The 16859-nt window shown below is 66.8% G+C and carries 18 protein-coding genes; 15 read left to right on the top strand and 3 right to left on the bottom strand.

Annotated elements, in window-relative coordinates:
- The first annotated feature begins 232 nt into the window (after window positions 1-232).
- From QRN13_RS09020 to QRN13_RS09005, 4 genes are all read left to right on the top strand, one after another.
- Window positions 233-373, top strand: a complete 141-nt coding sequence (locus QRN13_RS09020) for a hypothetical protein (protein WP_165116349.1) — start codon at window positions 233-235, stop codon at window positions 371-373.
- Between the two features lie 66 nt (window positions 374-439).
- Entirely contained in the window at window positions 440-1810 is a 1371-nt protein-coding gene (locus QRN13_RS09015) for a class II 3-deoxy-7-phosphoheptulonate synthase (RefSeq protein ID WP_153925671.1), read from the top strand.
- A gap of 90 nt (window positions 1811-1900) precedes the next feature.
- A complete protein-coding gene (locus tag QRN13_RS09010) occupies window positions 1901-2476 on the top strand; it encodes a prephenate dehydratase domain-containing protein (protein ID WP_284877645.1) in 576 nt (191 codons plus the stop codon).
- Between the two features lie 282 nt (window positions 2477-2758).
- On the top strand, window positions 2759-3517 hold the full coding sequence (locus QRN13_RS09005) for a chorismate mutase (RefSeq protein WP_284877644.1): 759 nt from the start codon (window positions 2759-2761) through the stop codon (window positions 3515-3517).
- A gap of 44 nt (window positions 3518-3561) precedes the next feature.
- On the opposite strand, the gene panC is transcribed toward QRN13_RS09005, so the two are convergent.
- The gene (gene panC, locus QRN13_RS09000; protein ID WP_284877643.1) at window positions 3562-4422 is read right to left on the bottom strand and encodes a pantoate--beta-alanine ligase; all 861 of its coding nucleotides are present in this window, start codon (window positions 4420-4422) and stop codon (window positions 3562-3564) included.
- A gap of 75 nt (window positions 4423-4497) precedes the next feature.
- Here panC and QRN13_RS08995 point away from each other — a divergent pair, with 75 nt between their 5' ends.
- The 11 genes from QRN13_RS08995 (at window position 4498) to QRN13_RS08945 (ending at window position 14925) form a co-directional block, all read left to right on the top strand.
- Window positions 4498-5157, top strand: a complete 660-nt coding sequence (locus QRN13_RS08995; RefSeq protein ID WP_284877642.1) for an SPOR domain-containing protein — start codon at window positions 4498-4500, stop codon at window positions 5155-5157.
- Window positions 5158-5286: 129 nt separating this feature from the next.
- On the top strand, window positions 5287-6123 hold the full coding sequence (locus tag QRN13_RS08990) for a division plane positioning ATPase MipZ (RefSeq protein WP_284877640.1): 837 nt from the start codon (window positions 5287-5289) through the stop codon (window positions 6121-6123).
- Between the two features lie 7 nt (window positions 6124-6130).
- Window positions 6131-6559 carry a J domain-containing protein gene (locus tag QRN13_RS08985; RefSeq protein ID WP_284877639.1) on the top strand — a complete coding sequence of 143 codons (429 nt, stop codon included), beginning with the start codon at window positions 6131-6133 and terminating at the stop codon, window positions 6557-6559.
- A gap of 131 nt (window positions 6560-6690) precedes the next feature.
- Window positions 6691-7632, top strand: a complete 942-nt coding sequence (gene fabD / locus QRN13_RS08980; protein WP_284877638.1) for an ACP S-malonyltransferase — start codon at window positions 6691-6693, stop codon at window positions 7630-7632.
- 88 nt (window positions 7633-7720) lie between these two features.
- Window positions 7721-8461, top strand: coding sequence for a 3-oxoacyl-[acyl-carrier-protein] reductase (fabG, locus tag QRN13_RS08975; RefSeq protein ID WP_284877637.1), 741 nt, complete (start codon window positions 7721-7723; stop codon window positions 8459-8461).
- A gap of 179 nt (window positions 8462-8640) precedes the next feature.
- Window positions 8641-8880: an acyl carrier protein gene (locus tag QRN13_RS08970; RefSeq protein WP_008264317.1), complete on the top strand. Its 240-nt coding sequence runs from the start codon at window positions 8641-8643 to the stop codon at window positions 8878-8880.
- Window positions 8881-9031: 151 nt separating this feature from the next.
- On the top strand, window positions 9032-10303 hold the full coding sequence (gene fabF, locus QRN13_RS08965; RefSeq protein ID WP_284877636.1) for a beta-ketoacyl-ACP synthase II: 1272 nt from the start codon (window positions 9032-9034) through the stop codon (window positions 10301-10303).
- A 61-nt stretch (window positions 10304-10364) separates the two neighbouring features.
- Entirely contained in the window at window positions 10365-11465 is a 1101-nt protein-coding gene (gene mltG / locus QRN13_RS08960; protein WP_284877635.1) for an endolytic transglycosylase MltG, read from the top strand.
- Entirely contained in the window at window positions 11462-12346 is an 885-nt protein-coding gene (locus QRN13_RS08955) for a YicC/YloC family endoribonuclease (protein WP_284877634.1), read from the top strand. Before mltG ends, QRN13_RS08955 begins: the two co-directional genes overlap by 4 nt.
- Entirely contained in the window at window positions 12336-12977 is a 642-nt protein-coding gene (gene gmk, locus QRN13_RS08950; protein ID WP_039247959.1) for a guanylate kinase, read from the top strand. Before QRN13_RS08955 ends, gmk begins: the two co-directional genes overlap by 11 nt.
- A 196-nt stretch (window positions 12978-13173) precedes the next feature.
- Window positions 13174-14925, top strand: a complete 1752-nt coding sequence (locus QRN13_RS08945) for an ATP-binding protein (RefSeq protein WP_284877633.1) — start codon at window positions 13174-13176, stop codon at window positions 14923-14925.
- Here the strand turns inward: QRN13_RS08945 and QRN13_RS08940 are convergent.
- Window positions 14922-16046: a pyridoxal phosphate-dependent aminotransferase gene (locus tag QRN13_RS08940; protein ID WP_284877632.1), complete on the bottom strand. Its 1125-nt coding sequence runs from the start codon at window positions 16044-16046 to the stop codon at window positions 14922-14924. The two genes, QRN13_RS08945 and QRN13_RS08940, sit on opposite strands and share 4 nt — an antisense overlap.
- Entirely contained in the window at window positions 16043-16852 is an 810-nt protein-coding gene (rsmA, locus tag QRN13_RS08935; protein ID WP_284877631.1) for a 16S rRNA (adenine(1518)-N(6)/adenine(1519)-N(6))-dimethyltransferase RsmA, read from the bottom strand. The genes QRN13_RS08940 and rsmA overlap by 4 nt, the downstream gene beginning before the upstream one ends.
- Between the last annotated feature and the right edge of the window lie 7 nt (window positions 16853-16859).

Below are 16859 nucleotides of genomic sequence, written 5' to 3'. Positions count from 1 at the left end.
TTTCGGGTGCGACGAAGGTTCGCGGGACTGAACATCGAATAGGGCCAAGCGTTCAGACCCCATGACCCTTCTAGCCCGCCTGTTCATCGCCTTCGACGCCGCCGCCAAGATTTTGACGCGCAAGGAGAGACTGCTGTGAGCCGCTTTTGCATGGTGCTGGATTTGGCGATTGCGTCCGGCCCCATGCATCGTCACCTTCACCGCAAGATCAAGATATGAGACGAGGACGCCGATGGCTCGCAAACCCAACTATAGCTTTGAGCGTCAGGAACGCGAGCGCGCCGCAGCGTTGAAGGCGGCCGAGAAGGCGGCGGCGAAGGCCGAACGCAAGGCTGAAGCTGCGGCGGAAAAGTCGCCTTCTTCGGAAGACTGACATCTCGCGGCAAAATCCTCCTGGCTTTTCGTTGTTTGAATAGGCGCGAAGTCCTATTCTTGCGCGATGACACGCTGGACGCCCGAAAGCTGGAGAACCAAGACCGCCCTGCATATGCCGGCGGACTATCCGGATCCCGCCGCCCTCGCTCGGGTGGAAGACGAGTTGCGCGCCTTGCCGCCGCTGGTCTTCGCCGGCGAAGCGCGGCGCCTGACGTCGAAGCTGGCGCAGGTTGAGCGGGGTGACGCCTTCCTGCTCCAGGGCGGCGACTGCGCCGAGAGCTTCAAGGAGTTCTCGACAGACAATATCCGCGACACCTTCCGCCTGATTCTGCAGATGGCGGTCGTCCTGACCTTCGCCGGGCGCAAGCCGGTGGTGAAGGTGGGGCGAATCGCGGGCCAGTTCGCCAAGCCTCGCTCGTCGCCGCTGGAAGAGATCGACGGCGTCGAACTGCCCAGCTATCGCGGCGACATCATCAACGGCATGGGCTTTACGCCGGAAGAGCGCGCGCCCGATCCGCAGCGTCTGATCCGCGCCTATAACCAGTCGGCCTCGACGCTGAACTTGCTGCGCGCCTTCGCCGGCGGCGGCTACGCCGACCTGTACAACATCCATCGCTGGACTCTAGGCTTCGCCGGAGACAACGCCGCCGGCGCCCAGTACCGCGAGCTGGCCGACAAGATCACCGAGGCCCTGGCCTTCATGGAGGCGGTCGGCGTCACGCCCGAGACCCATCCGGACCTCAGCCGGGTCGAGGTCTTCACCAGCCACGAGGCCCTGCTGCTCAACGTCGAAAGCGCCCTGACGCGTCTGGACGGCGGTTCCGGCGAATGGTTCGACACCTCAGCCCACATGCTGTGGATCGGCGAGCGCACGCGTCAGCTGGACGGCGCCCACGTTGAATTCATGAAGGGGATCAAGAACCCCATCGGCGTGAAGTGTGGGCCGACCATGACCGCCGACGACCTGCTGCCGCTCATCGACGCCCTGAACCCGGACAATGTTTCCGGTCGTCTGACGCTGATCGGACGCTTCGGTCACGACAAGGTGGGCGAGCGCCTGCCCAAGCTGATGCGCGAAGTGAAGGCCTCGGGCCGCAAGGTGATCTGGTCCATCGACCCAATGCACGGCAACACGCTGAAGGCCGGCAATGGCTACAAGACCCGGCCGTTCGACCGCATCCTGGGCGAGGTGCGGACCTTCATCGACGTGGCCGAGGCGGAAGGGGTCCACCCCGGCGGCGTCCACCTGGAAATGACCGGCCAGAACGTCACCGAATGCATCGGCGGCGCCCAGGCTGTGACGGAGGACGACCTGTCAAACCGCTATCACACCCACTGCGATCCACGCCTGAACGCGGACCAGGCGCTGGAGCTGGCCTTCCTGGTCGCGGAGCGGCTGAAGGCCGGGCGGGTGGCGCAGTCGGCGGCGGCCTAGCCGTCGTCAGCGCCCCAAATGCGGGCCGATCCGGTCATGGTGACGCCACCGAGGCAGCGCCAGATCGATCCGAGACCGAGGAAGTGATCGATGCAAGTAGCGGCTCCAACTGAGGAAAAGCCCGGCCGGGTCGCCTATCAGGGCGCGCCCGGATCGTTCAGCCATGAGGCCTGTCTGGCCCTGCGTCCTTGGGACGAGGCTGTGGCGTTCGAAACCTTCGCCCAGGCCCTGGATGCGCTGCGCGCCGGCGACTGCGGTTGCGCCCTGATCCCGGTCGAGAACTCGACCATCGGCGTGGTCGAGCCGGCGGCGACGTTGGTCGGTGCGCTTGGCGTGGAGCCGGTCGCCCAGGTCTGGCGGCCGATCCGTCATGCGCTGATGGCGATCGACGGCGCGCGTCTGTCCGATATCCGCACGGTCGAGAGCCACCCCATCGCCCTGGCCCAGTGCAAGGACACGCTGGCCGGTTTGAATGTCGAGGTCATCGAGCATTTCGATACCGCAGGCGCGGCGCGCGATGTGGCAGAAGCGGGCGACCCGACACGGGCGGCCATCGCCCCGGTCGGCGCCGCTGAGGTGTATGGTCTGTCGATCCTGCGCAACGACTTGCAGGATTCCAGCGATAATCAGACGCGTTTTGTCCTGTTGAGCCTGCCTGAGGCTTGACTGCGCACGGTCTTTGCGTCCTTAAGACACCGACGGGTCGCAACACGATCCGCATCAACCGGAACCGGACCATGTCCCGCCTGCGCGCTCTTTCTGTTTCTTTCGACCGTTCGCGCGCGGTTTCCGGCCTCTATTTCGGCTACGGCTTTTACGGCTTTCGATACGCCGGCTGAGGCGTCGGGCGCACTCCGTCCCTGACTGCTTCACCGGCGACCGCTCTGGACCAGAGCGGCTGTTCGCCCCTGCACATATCGAATCTCAGAATGCCGAAAGCCCTTTCCCATGCCCCATTTCAACCTTCAGCAAGTCTGGCCTGACATGGCCGACCTGACCCCCGAACAGCAGGCGCTGGCCGCCCTGCGCGCCGAAATCGACGGCATCGACGACCAGATCCTGGCCCTGTTCGAGCAACGTCTGGCCATCGCCGCCACCGTCGGCAGGGCCAAGGACGCACCCACGGGACCGCACACCAAGCTGCGTCCCGATCGCGAACAAACCGTCCTCTCGCGCATGCTCAAGCAGGCGCAGCCCGAGAATGCCGAGGCGGTCGAACATCTGTGGCGCGAGATCGTCGGCTGGGGCCTGGCGCGCCAGGGCCGGCTTCAGGTCCAGGTCTGGGCCCCAATCGAACCGACACGCGCCTATGACGGCGCGCGCCTGCGCTTCGGCGCCGCCGCCGACATCAAGATGGTGCGCGATCCGCAAAAAGCTCTGGCTTTCGCCGCCGAGGGCCACGGGATCGCTGTGCTGGCGATCAATACCGAGGACGCCTGGTGGATGGGCCTGCGTCGTGAATGGTCGATGCTGAGCGTGTTCGACGGTTACGGCGGCGAGACGCCGACGTCTCTGGCGGTGGGCAAGATCGATCCGCCGGCTCTGCCCAAGGGCCGACGCGTGGTGGTCACGGCGGGTGGGGACGCCGGCGATGGCGGCGGCGCGCGGCGCTGGGGCCTGAACACACATCACGGCTGGACCATCGCCCTGACCGACGCCGATCTGGCGCCAGGCGACGCAGAGGGTTGCGTCGGCGCGATCGGATGATCTGACAGGGCCGCATCCGGCGAACGGATGCGGCCCTTGTCGTTTCAGACCGCCATATTGTCGATCAGTCGCGTCTTGCCCAGCCAGGCGGCGGCCAGGATGCGCGCGGGGGCGTCGACGATGTCGTTGCGGAACGGCGTCAGGTCCTCAGCGTGGCGGATGGCGACGTAATCGACGCGATCAAACCCGGCTTTCAGAAGGGCCGCATAGGCTTCACGCTCGACGCCTGGCAGGGGGCGGCCGCTTGAGGCATGGACGCCAGCCTCCGCCAGAATGCCGTTCAGCCGGCGCGCGGTCTCAAGCTCGGTCTCGGACAGGTAGGCGTTGCGTGACGACAGGGCCAGGCCCCAGCCATCCCGCTCCGTAGGCGCGCCGACGATCTCGACCGGCAAATCCAGGTCGCGCACGAACCGACGAACGACCATCAGCTGCTGGTAGTCCTTCTCGCCGAAGACCGCGACATCGGGCTGGACCTGGTTGAACAGCTTGGTGACGACCAGGGCGACCCCGCCGAACATCTGCGGCCGGAAATCGCCCTCGAGACCCAGGGCCGGGCCGGTCATGGCGATGCTGGTGGCGAAGCCCTCGGGATACATTTCCTCGGCCGAGGGAGCGAACATCAGGTGGCACCCGGCGCCCGCCAGCAGGCGCGCATCCTCTTCCTGCTGGCGCGGGTATTTGCCCAGGTCTTCATGCGCCGCGAACTGGGTCGGATTGACGAAGTTGGAGGCGACGACGCGGTCAGCGCGGCGTGCGGCTTCGCGCACCAGGGTCAGATGGCCTTCATGCAGGGCGCCCATGGTCGGAACCATGCCGACGCTCAGGCCTTGACGTTTCCAGTCCCGGACGATCGCCCGCAGGTCGGCGACGGTGCGGACGACGGGGAGGGGGGCGGCGTCTATCATGATGAAGCGATTAACCTTTCCGCTTAAGCCTGTTGATGCACCAGACCGCAAAGTCTGGGCTCTAGGGTCGTGCTTATGACGCCCGCAGAAGCGACCCGTCCAGTTCTGATCGCCCTGGCCTTCGCCAGCAGCCTAGCCGTCGCCGGTTGTGGCGCGGTGGACAGCGATCCCCATCGATTCAGCACGATGGCCGAGAACGTCGCGTCGATCGACATTCCGCTCTCGGCCGGTGATCGCGAAACCCGGCATGCCGTGGCTGAAAAGGCCGGACTGCGGCCTGTGCGCTTCACCCCCGTCAAGGTGGCGGTCATGGATCCCCACGCCATGTGGGACGCCCGAGACGTTCAGGCAGGCCTTCGCCCCGTCGGTGAGGATACCGGGCTGCGCGACGCGGTCATTCGTGCTGCCTCGCCGGCGGTCGTGAAAGCCGTTGCGGATGAGGCGATCTCGCGGGTTCAGGCGCCCGTGTTGCGTCCCGCAAGCCTCACGGCGGCGCGGGAGACCGGACGCACGATCCAACTGGGCGCCTATTCCAGTGCGGCCGGCGCGCGTCAGGCTTGGGATCGGATGAAGGCCACGTCAGACCTGTCGGGATTGTCGCCGATCTACCAGGAGGTCGAGGTCAACGGCCGTCGCCTGACGCGGCTGAAGGTCGGACCGGTCTCGACCGAAACCGCCGCTGCGGTGTGCCGCTCCGCCGCTGTCGCCGACGCCTGGTGCGCACGCAACAGCTGACCGACCCCGGTTCGCCGTCCACAGGTCTGCGTTAAGGTTCCGTTGACGTTTGGCCCGTTGAGGCCGAGTCTCGCCGGACCTAGGACCGCGCAGTCTGAGTCGCGCGGTCGGCACAGAGGATTCCCTCGAATGACGCAGCCGCATGTGATCGTCCTCGGCAACGAAAAGGGCGGGGCGGGCAAGTCCACCCTGGCCATCCACATCGTGACCGGCCTGCTGCACGCCGGGCGTTCGGTGGCGATCATCGATCTGGACCTGCGCCAGCGTTCGATGCAGCGCTTCTTCCACAACCGTCTGGCCTGGCTGGCGGCGAACGGACACGATCTGCCCCAACCGTTGATCCCCGACATGGGCGACGGCAAGGCCCTGGCCAAGGCGGACGTGGCCGAACAGATCGCCACCTTCGAGCGCGCTTTCGATGAGGCGGCGGCGCGGGGCGTCGATTGCATCCTGATCGACACGCCCGGCGGCGACACGGCCGTTTCGAACGCCGCCCACGCCCGCGCCGATCAGATCGTGACGCCGATGAACGACAGCTTCGTCGATTTCGACCTGCTGGGCGACGTTGATCCGGTCACCCTGGAACTGCTGAAACCCTCGATCTATTCCGAGAGCGTCTGGGAGGCGCGCAAGCAGCGCGCCATCGCCCAGGGCCGTCACGCGACGATCGACTGGCTGGTGGTCACCAATCGTCTCGCCGTCGCGGAGGCCCGCAACCGCAAGCGTCTGGAAGAACGGATGACCAAGCTGGCCAAGCGCGTCGGCTTCCGCGTCGGTCCCGGCCTGCGGGACCGGGTCATCTATCGCGAACTGTTCCCGTTCGGCCTGACGGTGGCCGACCTGTCGAACGACATCCGGCCGGTCGCGGTGTCCCTGGCCCACGTCGCTGCGCGCCAAGAGATGCGCAATCTGATGATGGCCATGGGCCTGGAGCAGGTGCTGAGCCCTTTGGACGTGGCGGCCTGATCGCCTGATGGGTTTGATCTGGCTGGCCTTGGCGGCGATCGCCGTCTGGGCGCTGGTTCGGCTGGGCCGGCAGACCGAGCGACGCGGACGCGCTCACTGGCGCGTGACAGCGACCCTGCTGGGCGCGGTGCTGCTGGCGGGCGGCGCGCTGGCGGCGTTTCGTGGATCGTGGCTGACGGCGGCGGCGCTGGCTGGGGCAGGACTCTATCTGGCTTGGTCCTCCCGCATGCGGCCGGTCATCCGATCCGAACCCATCACCGAGGCTGACGCCCGCGCCGTGCTGGGCGTCGGGCCAGCCGCGACCGAGACGGAAATCCGCGCGGCCTGGAAACGCGCCATGGCCCGCGCCCATCCCGATCAGGGCGGCACGGAGGGGCTGGCGGCGCGCGTCAACGCCGCGCGCGATCGACTGCTCGCAAAATACCGGCGCCGCTAGGCGCTCTCAGGGCAGCATCCCTGCGGTCGTGGAAACGGTTCAACGCACAAGCACCCACCGCCTCCGCTTGCCCTCGGGTAAGTCTGGGCTTACGGGTCCGCGCTCTTGATAAATGATTCAGGGAGCGGTCGATGACCCTCGCACTTCTGTTTCCGGGACAGGGCAGCCAGGCCGTCGGCATGGGCGCGCCGTTGGCGGACGCTTTCCAATCCGCTCGCGACGTCTTCGCCGAGGTGGACGAGGCGCTGGGCCAGAAGCTGTCGGTGCTGATGCGCGAAGGCCCCGAGGATCAACTGACCCTGACCGAGAACGCCCAGCCTGCATTGATGGCGGTGTCCGTGGCGGCGATCCGGGCGTTGAAGGCCGAGCTCGGCTTTGACGTGGCGAGCGCGGCCTATGTGGCCGGTCACTCGCTGGGCGAATATTCGGCCCTGGCGGCCGCGGGGGCGATCTCGCTGTCGGACACGGCGCGGCTGCTGAAACTGCGTGGTCAGGCCATGCAGCGCGCGGTTCCGGTGGGGCAGGGGGCGATGGCCTCGCTGATCGGGCCCAAGACCGATCTGGCGCTGGCGGAAGCGGCGGCGGCGGCCGGTTCGGAAATCGGCGTCTGCGTGGTCGCGAATGACAACAACAACGGCAATATCGTCATCTCAGGCGAGAAGGCCGCTGTGGACCGGGCCATCGAGAAGGCCAAGGAACTGGGCGCGCGGGCGATCCCGCTGAACGTCTCGGCGCCCTTCCACTGCCCGCTGATGCAGCCGGCCGCCGACGAGATGGCCGCCGCCCTGGCCGAGGCGAAGATCGTCGCGCCGGTCGTGCCGGTGGTGGCGAACGTCCTGGCGCGGCCCGAGAGCGATCCGGAAGTCATCCGCCGCCTGCTGGTCGAGCAGGTCACCGGCCGGGTGCGCTGGCGTGAGAGCATGGAGTGGATGGCGACCGAAGGAGGCGTGACCCGCTTCGTCGAGATCGGCTCGGGCAAGGTGCTGACCGGCATGGCCAAGCGGATCGCACCGGACGCTGAGGCCTTGCCTCTGAATACGCCGGAAGAGCTGGAAGCGTTCGCCAAGGGCTGACGTGGGACGCGTGGCGACGGCTTCGTCACGCGACTTTGCTTTTCCTCGCCACTCGACACTAATCACTCGCCACTTCGGAGAGATATAAATGTTCAATCTTGCAGGCAAGACCGCGCTGGTGACCGGCGCGACGGGCGGGATCGGCGGGGCGGTGGCGCGGGCGCTGCACGGCCAGGGCGCGACCGTTGTGCTGTCGGGCACGCGCGAGGCGGTGCTGGCGGACCTGGCCAAGGAACTGGGCGAACGGGCGCATTTCGCCACGGCGAACCTGTCGGATCCCGAGTCGGTCGATAATCTGGTCAACGCGGCGGAGACGGCGGCGGGCGCGCCGCTGGACATCCTGGTGGCCAATGCGGGCATCACCAAGGACGGCCTGCTGATGCGGATGAAGGACGAGGATTTCCAGTCCGTCATCCAGATCAATCTGGAGAGCTATTTCCGCCTGACCCGCGCGGCGGTGAAGGGGATGATGAAGCGCCGTTCGGGTCGAATCATCGGCGTCACCTCGGTGGTCGGCGTGACCGGCAATCCGGGCCAGACCAACTATTCGGCCTCCAAGGCCGGCATGATCGGCTTTTCCAAGTCGCTGGCGCATGAGGTCGGCTCGCGGGGCATCACCGTCAACTGCATCGCGCCGGGCTTCATCGCTTCGCCGATGACCGATGTGCTGAACGATCAGCAGCGCGAGGCCATCCTGGGCCGGATTCCGGCGGGCCGACTGGGTTCGGGCGACGAGATCGCCGCCGCCGCCGTCTATCTGTCGTCGGACGAAGCCGCCTATGTGACCGGTCAGACCCTGCACGTGAACGGCGGCATGGCGATGATTTAAGGGCTGTGGCCCTTATCACGTCGCGCAACAGACTATTTCCAGCCCGAAAGCCTGTGCTAAAGGGTTGAATGCGTCGGCGGTTCGGGCTTTCGGGCTTGCGTCGCCATCGCTGCCGTGAGACGGCGATTTCTGAGCTACCCCCGCCTCTACGGCGATTTCAAACAGGCAGAGAGACACTCATGTCCGACACCCTCGAGCGCGTTCGCAAGATCGTCATCGACCATCTGGACGCCGATCCGGACAAGGTCACCGAAAAGGCCAGCTTCATCGACGACCTGGGCGCCGACTCGCTCGACAACGTCGAGCTGGTGATGGCCTTCGAAGAAGAATTCGACATCGAGATCCCGGATGACGCCGCCGAGCACATCCAGACGGTCGGCGATGCGGTCAAGTTCATCGACGAAAAGTCGGCCGGCTGATCTCAGTCGCCGATCTCGGCCGAATAGGCTGACGGTTCACAGGGCCGCCCGGCGCTCCTAGCGGAGACGCCCGGCGGCCTTTACTGTTTCTGACCCGCGCGAATCCGCAATGATTCCGAAGGGTCGGGCTGGAGATAAGGGAGCACGCACCATGCGCCGCGTCGTCGTTACGGGCATCGGTCTGCTGACACCCCTGGGTTGGGGCGTCGAGAAGAGCTGGAAAGGCATCATCGAGGGACGCTCGGGCATCGGCCCGATCACGTCGTTCGACACTACGGGTTATGGCTGCACCATCGCCGGCGAAGTGCCGAGCGTGGATGGACGCGGCGGCGGCGGCGAGGGCGACTTCGATCCTGAGAAGATCATGTCCGCCAAGGACAGGAAGCGTGTCGACGACTTCATCCTGTACGCCATCGCGGCGGCGGATGAGGCTTTAGCGGATGCGAACTGGAAGCCCGAGACGGACGAAGACCAAGAGCGCACCGGCGTGATGGTCGGCTCCGGCATCGGCGGCCTGGGCCCCATCGCCGACACGGCCATCGTGTTGAAGGAACAGGGCGTGCGTCGCGTCAGCCCCTTCTTCATCCCCAGCGCCCTGATCAACCTCGCCGGTGGCCAAATCTCGATCCGTCATGGCCTGAAGGGGCCGAACCATGCGGCGGTGACCGCCTGCGCCACCGGCGCCCACGCCATCGGCGATGCGGCGCGGATGATCGCGCTGGATGACGCGGACGTGATGGTGGCGGGCGGGGCCGAAAGCTCGGTCGTGCCGATCGGCATTGCGGGCTTCCTGGCCTGCAAGGCGCTGTGCACCGCCTATAACGACACGCCCGAGAAGGCGTCGCGTCCCTATGACCGGGGCCATGCGGGCTTCGTCATGGGCGAAGGCGCCGGCATCCTGGTGCTGGAAGAATACGAACACGCCAAGGCGCGCGGGGCCAAGATCTATGCCGAGGTCGTAGGCTACGGCATGAGCGGCGACGCCTATCACATCACCGCCCCGTCCGAGGACGGCGAAGGCGGTGTGCGGGCCATGAAGGCGGCGCTGAAGCGGGCCGGTCTGCAGCCGTCGGACCTGGACTACGTCAACGCCCACGGCACCTCGACCATGGCCGACTGGATCGAGCTGAAGGGCATCGAGGGGCTGGTCGGCGATCATGCGCAGAACCTGACCGTCTCCTCGACCAAGTCGATGACCGGACACCTTCTGGGCGCGGCGGGCGCCATCGAGGCGGCCTTCTGCGTGCTGGCGATCCGCGATCAAATCGCGCCGCCGACGATCAATCTGGACGATCCCGAGATGGAGACGCCCATCGACCTGGTCCCCAACAAGGCCAAGCCGATGAAGATCGATGTGGCCATGTCCAACAGCTTCGGCTTCGGAGGCACAAACGCCTCGGTGATCTTCAAGAAGGTCGACTGAGATGTTCGGGCGCGGGCGGGTCGAGAAATCCAGCGGGCGGTCGGGTTTTACGGTCTCGCTCTTGACCGCGTCCGCGACCTTCGGCCTGTTCCTGCTGGTGGCGCTGATCGCCGTCTGGGCGGTCTATTATGCGCCGGGACCGTCCGCGCGGCAGGGGCAGACGACGGTGGTCACCCTGCCCAGCGGGTCCGGCGTCTCGGCCATCGCCGCGCGGATGAAGGCGGCGGGTGTGATCCGTTCGACGGACCTGTTCCGTGCGGCGGCGACCCTGACGGGCGCGGATCGTCGGTTGAGGGCCGGCGAATACGAGGTGCCGTCCGGCACGTCCTTGGCCGGGGTGCTGAACCTGCTGGTCGAGGGGCGGGTGGTGCGCCATTTCGTGACCCTGCCGGAAGGTTGGTCGTCGTTGCAGGCGGTGGACATCCTGAACAAGGAGGCCGTGCTGACCGGGACGGTCGCCGAAACGCCCGAGGAGGGTAGCCTATGGCCCGACACCTACGAGGTTTCGCGCGGCGACACGCGTCAGTCGGTGATCGACCGGATGCAGCGCGCGGCGACCGAGAACCTGCGTCTGCTGTGGAGCCAGAGGTCGCCCGCGACCGTGGCGCGCACGCCGGAGGAGGCTGTGATTCTGGCCTCCATCGTGGAGAAAGAGACCGCGCTGGCGGCGGAGCGACCCCGCGTAGCGGCGGTGTTCTCGAACCGGTTGCGGGCGGGGATGCGGCTGGAGAGCGATCCGACCATCGTCTACGGCGTGACGAAGGGTCGGCCGCTGGGACGGGGCATCCGGCGCTCGGAGTTGCTGGCCCCGACGCCGTGGAACACGTACCAGATCAACGGGCTGCCGCCGACGCCGATCGCCAATCCGGGCAAGGAGGCGGTCAAGGCGGTGTTGAACCCGCCAGCAGACCCGGCCCTGTTCTTCGTGGCCGATGGGTCCGGCGGACACGCCTTCGCCCTGACTTATGACGAGCATCTGCAAAACGTCGCGCGGTGGCGTCAGATCGAGCGCCAGAAGGCGGGCCTGCCGCCGGAAGCGACGCCGCCCGCCACGCCGGGAACCAGTGCGGCGCCGATGACGACCGAACCCGCCGCCGCGCCTGTCGGGAACGGTCAGGCGACGATCACCCTTCCGGCCGGCGCGACGCAGGGGCCCCGATGAGCACGCTTTCTGGAATGACCGGCTTCGGCCGGGCCGACGGGGCCGGCGAAGGTTGGACCTGGTCGGTCGAGGCCCGCTCGGTCAACGGGCGCAATTTGGAGATCCGGTTCCGTGGACCGAACGGTTTCGACGGGCTGGAGCGCGCGGCCAAGGCGGCCGGCCAGGCGCGGTTCGCGCGGGGCCAGGTCACCATCGGCGTTCAGGCCAAGCGGGCCGAAGCCGGCGAGGCGGCGGTCACGATCAACGCCGCCGTGCTGGCGCGCTATCTGACGCTGGCGAACGAACTGGCCGAAAACGGCGCAACGCCGCCGTCGGCCGACGGCCTGCTGGCCCTGCGCGGCGTTATCGAGGCGCCCGAAGAGGCGGACGATCCCGAGGCGCGGGCGGCGGTCGAGGAAGCCATGACCCGCACCGTCGAAGAGGCGCTGGATGCGTTGAAGGCCTCGCGCCAGAACGAGGGCGCGCAACTGACGCCGGTGCTGGACGAATTCATCGCTCGGATCGAGGCGCTGGTCGCCCAGGCGGAAGGGGAGGCTACCGCGCAGGTCGAGGCTATTCGCGATCGCTTCACCCGCCGAATTTCAGAACTGGCGCCTGATGCGCCGGGGCTTGAGGACCGGATTTTCCTGGAAGCCGCCGCTCTGGCGACCAAGGCCGATGTGCGCGAGGAGTTGGATCGGCTGACCGCCCATGTCGCCTCGGCGCGTCAGCTTGTGGCCTCGGCGCCCGCCGGGCGGAAACTCGACTTCCTGATGCAAGAATTCATGCGTGAGGCCAACACGCTGTGCTCGAAATCCGCTACGACCGCGCTCACCGGAATCGGCCTGGAGCTCAAGGCCGTCATCGAACAGTTGCGTGAGCAGGTCCAGAATGTCGAATGAACGCAGTCCCCGCCGGGGCGTCCTCCTGATCGTCGCCAGTCCTTCGGGCGCCGGCAAGACCTCGCTGTGCCGCCGGTTGATGGCAGATCACGGCGGGCTGGAGCTGTCCGTCTCCATGACCACGCGCGGCATCCGGCCGGGCGAAGTGCATGGGCGCGACTACAACTTCGTCGGCCATGACGAGTTTCAGCGCCTGATCGACGAGGACGCCTTCCTGGAATGGGCGGACGTTCACGGCAATCGCTACGGCAGCCCGCGCGGGCCGGTGGACAAGGCGCTGGCCGAGGGACGGGACGTGCTGTTCGATATCGACTGGCAGGGCGCGCGCGATGTCGCCGAGAAATGCCCGGAGGACGCCGTGCGCGTCTTCATCCTGCCGCCTAGCCTGGAAGAGCTGCGTCGTCGTCTCGTCACCCGCTCACAGGACGCCGACGACGTGATCGAGCGCCGCGTGGCCAACGCCAAGGGCGAGATCGAACACTGCGACGCCTTCGACTATGTGCTGGTGAACGAGGACTTCGACCGGTCCTATGCCGAACTGGCCCACATCTATCACGCCGAGCGTTCGCGCCGGTTCAGGAACCTGTGGGTCGGCGACTACAAGGCCGCCCTTCTGAACGAAGCCGTCTGAAGAAAAACAGCGCCACAGGCCGTGGGGACCTGCGGCGCTGTGGTTACTCAACGCTACGCTACTGACGCTGTTTTGCCGCCCAGATGATTTCGGACGGTAAACGCGGCCATAGGGAATGTTCCCTAGCGGCTCGATATCGCAGGTTTACGACCTGTTCGCCCTCTTGACCTAACGTCAGGCGGTGAACGGGGGTATCATGGGCTTTCTTCATTCGATCGCGCCTCTTTTGGCCAGCAGCGCCAGGGAGAGGGTCAAGCAGGTCCCCGTCAGGCTTTTGCTGGCCGCCCTGGTCGGTTGGGCGATGACCGAAGCCGGGATGCTGCGATGGGTCCCGCTGTGGCTGGCGATCGCGATTGTGGTTCAGGCATTCGAACTGTGGGCTATGGCGCCGTTCAGACGCGCCGAAGCGTCGCAGAGCCCGCTGTCCGTGTTTGTCGCTCTGGCGTCCACCACCGTGATGGCGACGACCTATGCCGCGATGGCCCTGATGGTCTGGTCCACCAACCATCCAGCGCTGGTGACGCTCGCCGGCCTGACGATGGCGGGCGGGCTATTGACCAATGTCGCGTCCGGCATCGCCTCGCGTCGGATCTTCTTCATCGGCGGCAGCCCTTATCTGGCGGCGCTGGCCTTGATGCCGGCGATCAAGGTGATCCAGGGCGATACCCGCGGGGTCGTGGTCATGACCCTGTCCGCCATCCTGTTCGTCGGCATGGTGTTGAACATCTACTGGCGGGTGCACGGATCACGCGAAGCCGAGGTGAAATCTCGGGCGGAGGCGGAAACGCGCTTGGAGCAGGCGCAGGCGGCCATGGCCGATCGTGCGGCGATGGCGGCGATCGTCAGCCACGAACTGCGCACGCCCGTCAGCGCCATCCTGGCCGGCGCCCATGTCTTTCGTGATGGCAAGTCGCCGGAGCACCGCCAGGAGACGGCCGACCTGATCATCGACGCCGGACGATTGATGACCGGCATGCTGAACGATCTGCTGGACCATTCCAAGATGGAGGCCGGGGCGATGGCGATGGAAAGCCGCGACTTCGAGCTGGGCGATTTGATGCGCGATACGGTGCGGTTCTGGGCGGCGCCGGCGGCGGACAAGGGACTGACGCTGGACATGTCGGGCGTGGACAGCGAGGCGGTGTGGCTGCGCGGAGACCCCTATCGTCTGCGCCAGATCATCAACAACCTGGTGTCCAATGCGATCAAGTTCACACCGTCAGGCGTGATCCGTCTTGAGGCGTCGGCGCCGCGTGGCGACGGGAAGCACTGTCTGACCCTGACCGTCATCGACCAGGGCGCCGGCATTGCGCCAGACGCGATGAACCGGCTGTTCACCCCCTTCGCACAGGGGTCGGCCGAGGTGGCGCGCACCTATGGCGGGACGGGCTTGGGCCTGACCGTCAGTCGGGAGCTGGCGCGGTTGATGGGCGGCGACCTGACGGTCGAGAGCACGCCGGGGCAGGGCGCGGCCTTCACCCTATGTGTCGATCTGCCAGCGGGTCGGCCGACGCAGGCTTTGGACGGGCAGGAGACGGCGGCGCCCGTTCTGGCCCGGCGGCTTCGCGTCCTGGCCGTGGACGATCACGAGATCAATCGCCGCACGATCTCGCTCGTGCTTCAGCCGCTGGATGTCGATCTGACCACGGCCTCGGACGGTCATCTGGCGCTGGCGCTTCTGTCGGAGAAGGTGTTTGACGTGGTGCTGATGGATGTGAATATGCCGGGCATTGACGGCAACGAAACGACACGGCGCTTGCGTGCGTCGGACGGGCCCAATGCGGACGCCCCTGTGATCGGGTTCAGCGCGGGCACGGAAGCCGAACAGGTGCAGGCCTGCTATGCGGCCGGCATGACGGACTGGTTGGCCAAGCCGCTGGAGCCGAAGAAGCTCTACGACGCCTTGCACCGGGCGACATCGACGGCGGTGCCGGCGAAGGCGGCTTAAGCCAGGGCCGCGAACCAGGGACGCAGGCGGCTCAAGGCGTCTTCGATCTCGGGGGTCGAGACGGCGAAGCTGAAGCGGATGAAGTGGTGGCCTTCGACAGGATCAAAGTCGACGCCGGGCGCGGTGGCGACGCCGGTGTCGCGCAGCAATTGCTCGCAGAAGGCCACGCTGTCGTTCGTCAGATGGCCGATGTCCGCCCAGATGTAGAAGGCGCCGTCGGGAGGCGCGATCTTGCGCAGACCCAGCGCGGGCAGAGCGTCTAGCATCAGCTGGCGGTTGCGGGCGTAGGTCTGGATATGGCCTTCCAGCTCATCGATCGCGTCCATGGCGACCAGACCGGCATGCTGGCTGAGGCTGGGCGGCGTCAGGAACATGTTGCCGATATAGGCGCGGGCGGCGTCGATCCGGTCCTCCGGGACCAGCAGCCAGCCGAGGCGCCAGCCCGCCATGCTCCAATATTTGGAGAAGCTGTTGATGACCACGGCGTCAGGCGCAAACTGCAACATCGAAGGCGTCGGGCCGACATAGCTGAGGCCGTGGTAGATCTCGTCCGAGACGATGGCGATGTTGCGCGCGCGGCAGACCTCGGCGATGGCGGCCAGCTCGGCGTCCGGTATGATGGTTCCGGTCGGATTGGCGGGGCTGGCGATGATGACGCCGGCGGGGGCGGGATCCAGCGCCTGGAGCTGGGCGGCGGTGAGCTGGAAGCGGGTGTCGGGACCACAGGCGATTTCGACCGGCTCGAGATGCAGGGCGCGCAGGGTGTTGCGATAGGCGACGTAACCGGGCCGGGCCAGGGCGATCCGGTCGCCGGGCTTGAACAGGGTGCTGAGGGCCAGCACCAGGGCCGGAGAGGCGCCGCAGGTCAGCAAAATGCAGTTGGGATCGACGGCGACGCCGTAACGCTCGTCGTACAGGCGCGCGATGCGGCCGCGCAGATCGGGACTTTCCCAATAGCCCATCGCGTCGGCGTCCAGCACCTGATGCGCTTTCGCGATGGCGGCGGCGGGCGCGCCTGTGGAGGGTTGGCCGAACTCCATATGGATGATCGAGCGGCCTTCGCTCTTGAGCTGATGCGCCAGGCGGCTGACGGAGATGGCGCGGAACGGTTCGACGGTCATTGAAGGGCATCCGCCAGTCGCAGGAAGCCCGCGACATCGATGGTTTCGGCGCGGGCGTCGGGTTCAATGCCAGCGGCCTCGCACAGGGCGGCGCCGCCCAGCTGTTTCAGACTGGACCGCAGCATCTTGCGGCGCTGGCCGAAGGCGGCGGCGGTGACGCGTTCCAGCTTTTTCAGGCGTTCGGGCGACGGGCGCTCATCCAGCGGAACCAGATGGACGACGGCAGAGGCCACCTTGGGCGGCGGCGTGAAGGCGGCGGCGGGCAGATGCATGACGATGCGGGCGGTGCAGACGGCCTGGGCGATCACCGCCAGACGGCCGTAGGCGTCCTCCCCTGGCCCTGCGGCGACGCGCTCGGCGACTTCCTTTTGGAACATCAGGGTCAGGCTGTGGGGCAGCCACGGGCCGGTCAGCCATTTGATCAGCAGGGGGGTGCCGACATTGTAGGGCAGGTTGGACACCAGATGGGTCGGGCCGGAGACCAGATCCGCCTCCTTCACCTTCAGCGCATCGGCTTCGACGATGGTCAGGCGGCCGGAGCCGTCGTCCAGCTCGGTCAGCAAGGGAATGAAGCGCGGATCCTTTTCCACCAGGACCACGGCGCCGGCGTCGGATTCCAGCAGGGCGCGGGTCAGGCCGCCAGGGCCGGGGCCGACCTCGATCACGGCGCGGCCCTCGAACGGACCGGCCATGCGCACGATCTTGCGGGTGACATTCAGGTCCAGCAGGAAATGCTGGCCGAAGCTCTTCTTGGCCGAGAGGCCGTGGGCGTCGAGGGTTTCGCGGAGAGAGGGAAGGTCGGTCACACGCCCT

The organism is Brevundimonas sp. MEB006b (assembly GCF_030209705.1).
Classification (GTDB): Bacteria; Pseudomonadota; Alphaproteobacteria; order Caulobacterales; family Caulobacteraceae; genus Brevundimonas.
The sequence above is the reverse complement of the archived record's forward strand: the minus strand, read 5'-3'. Positions and strand labels throughout refer to the sequence as shown.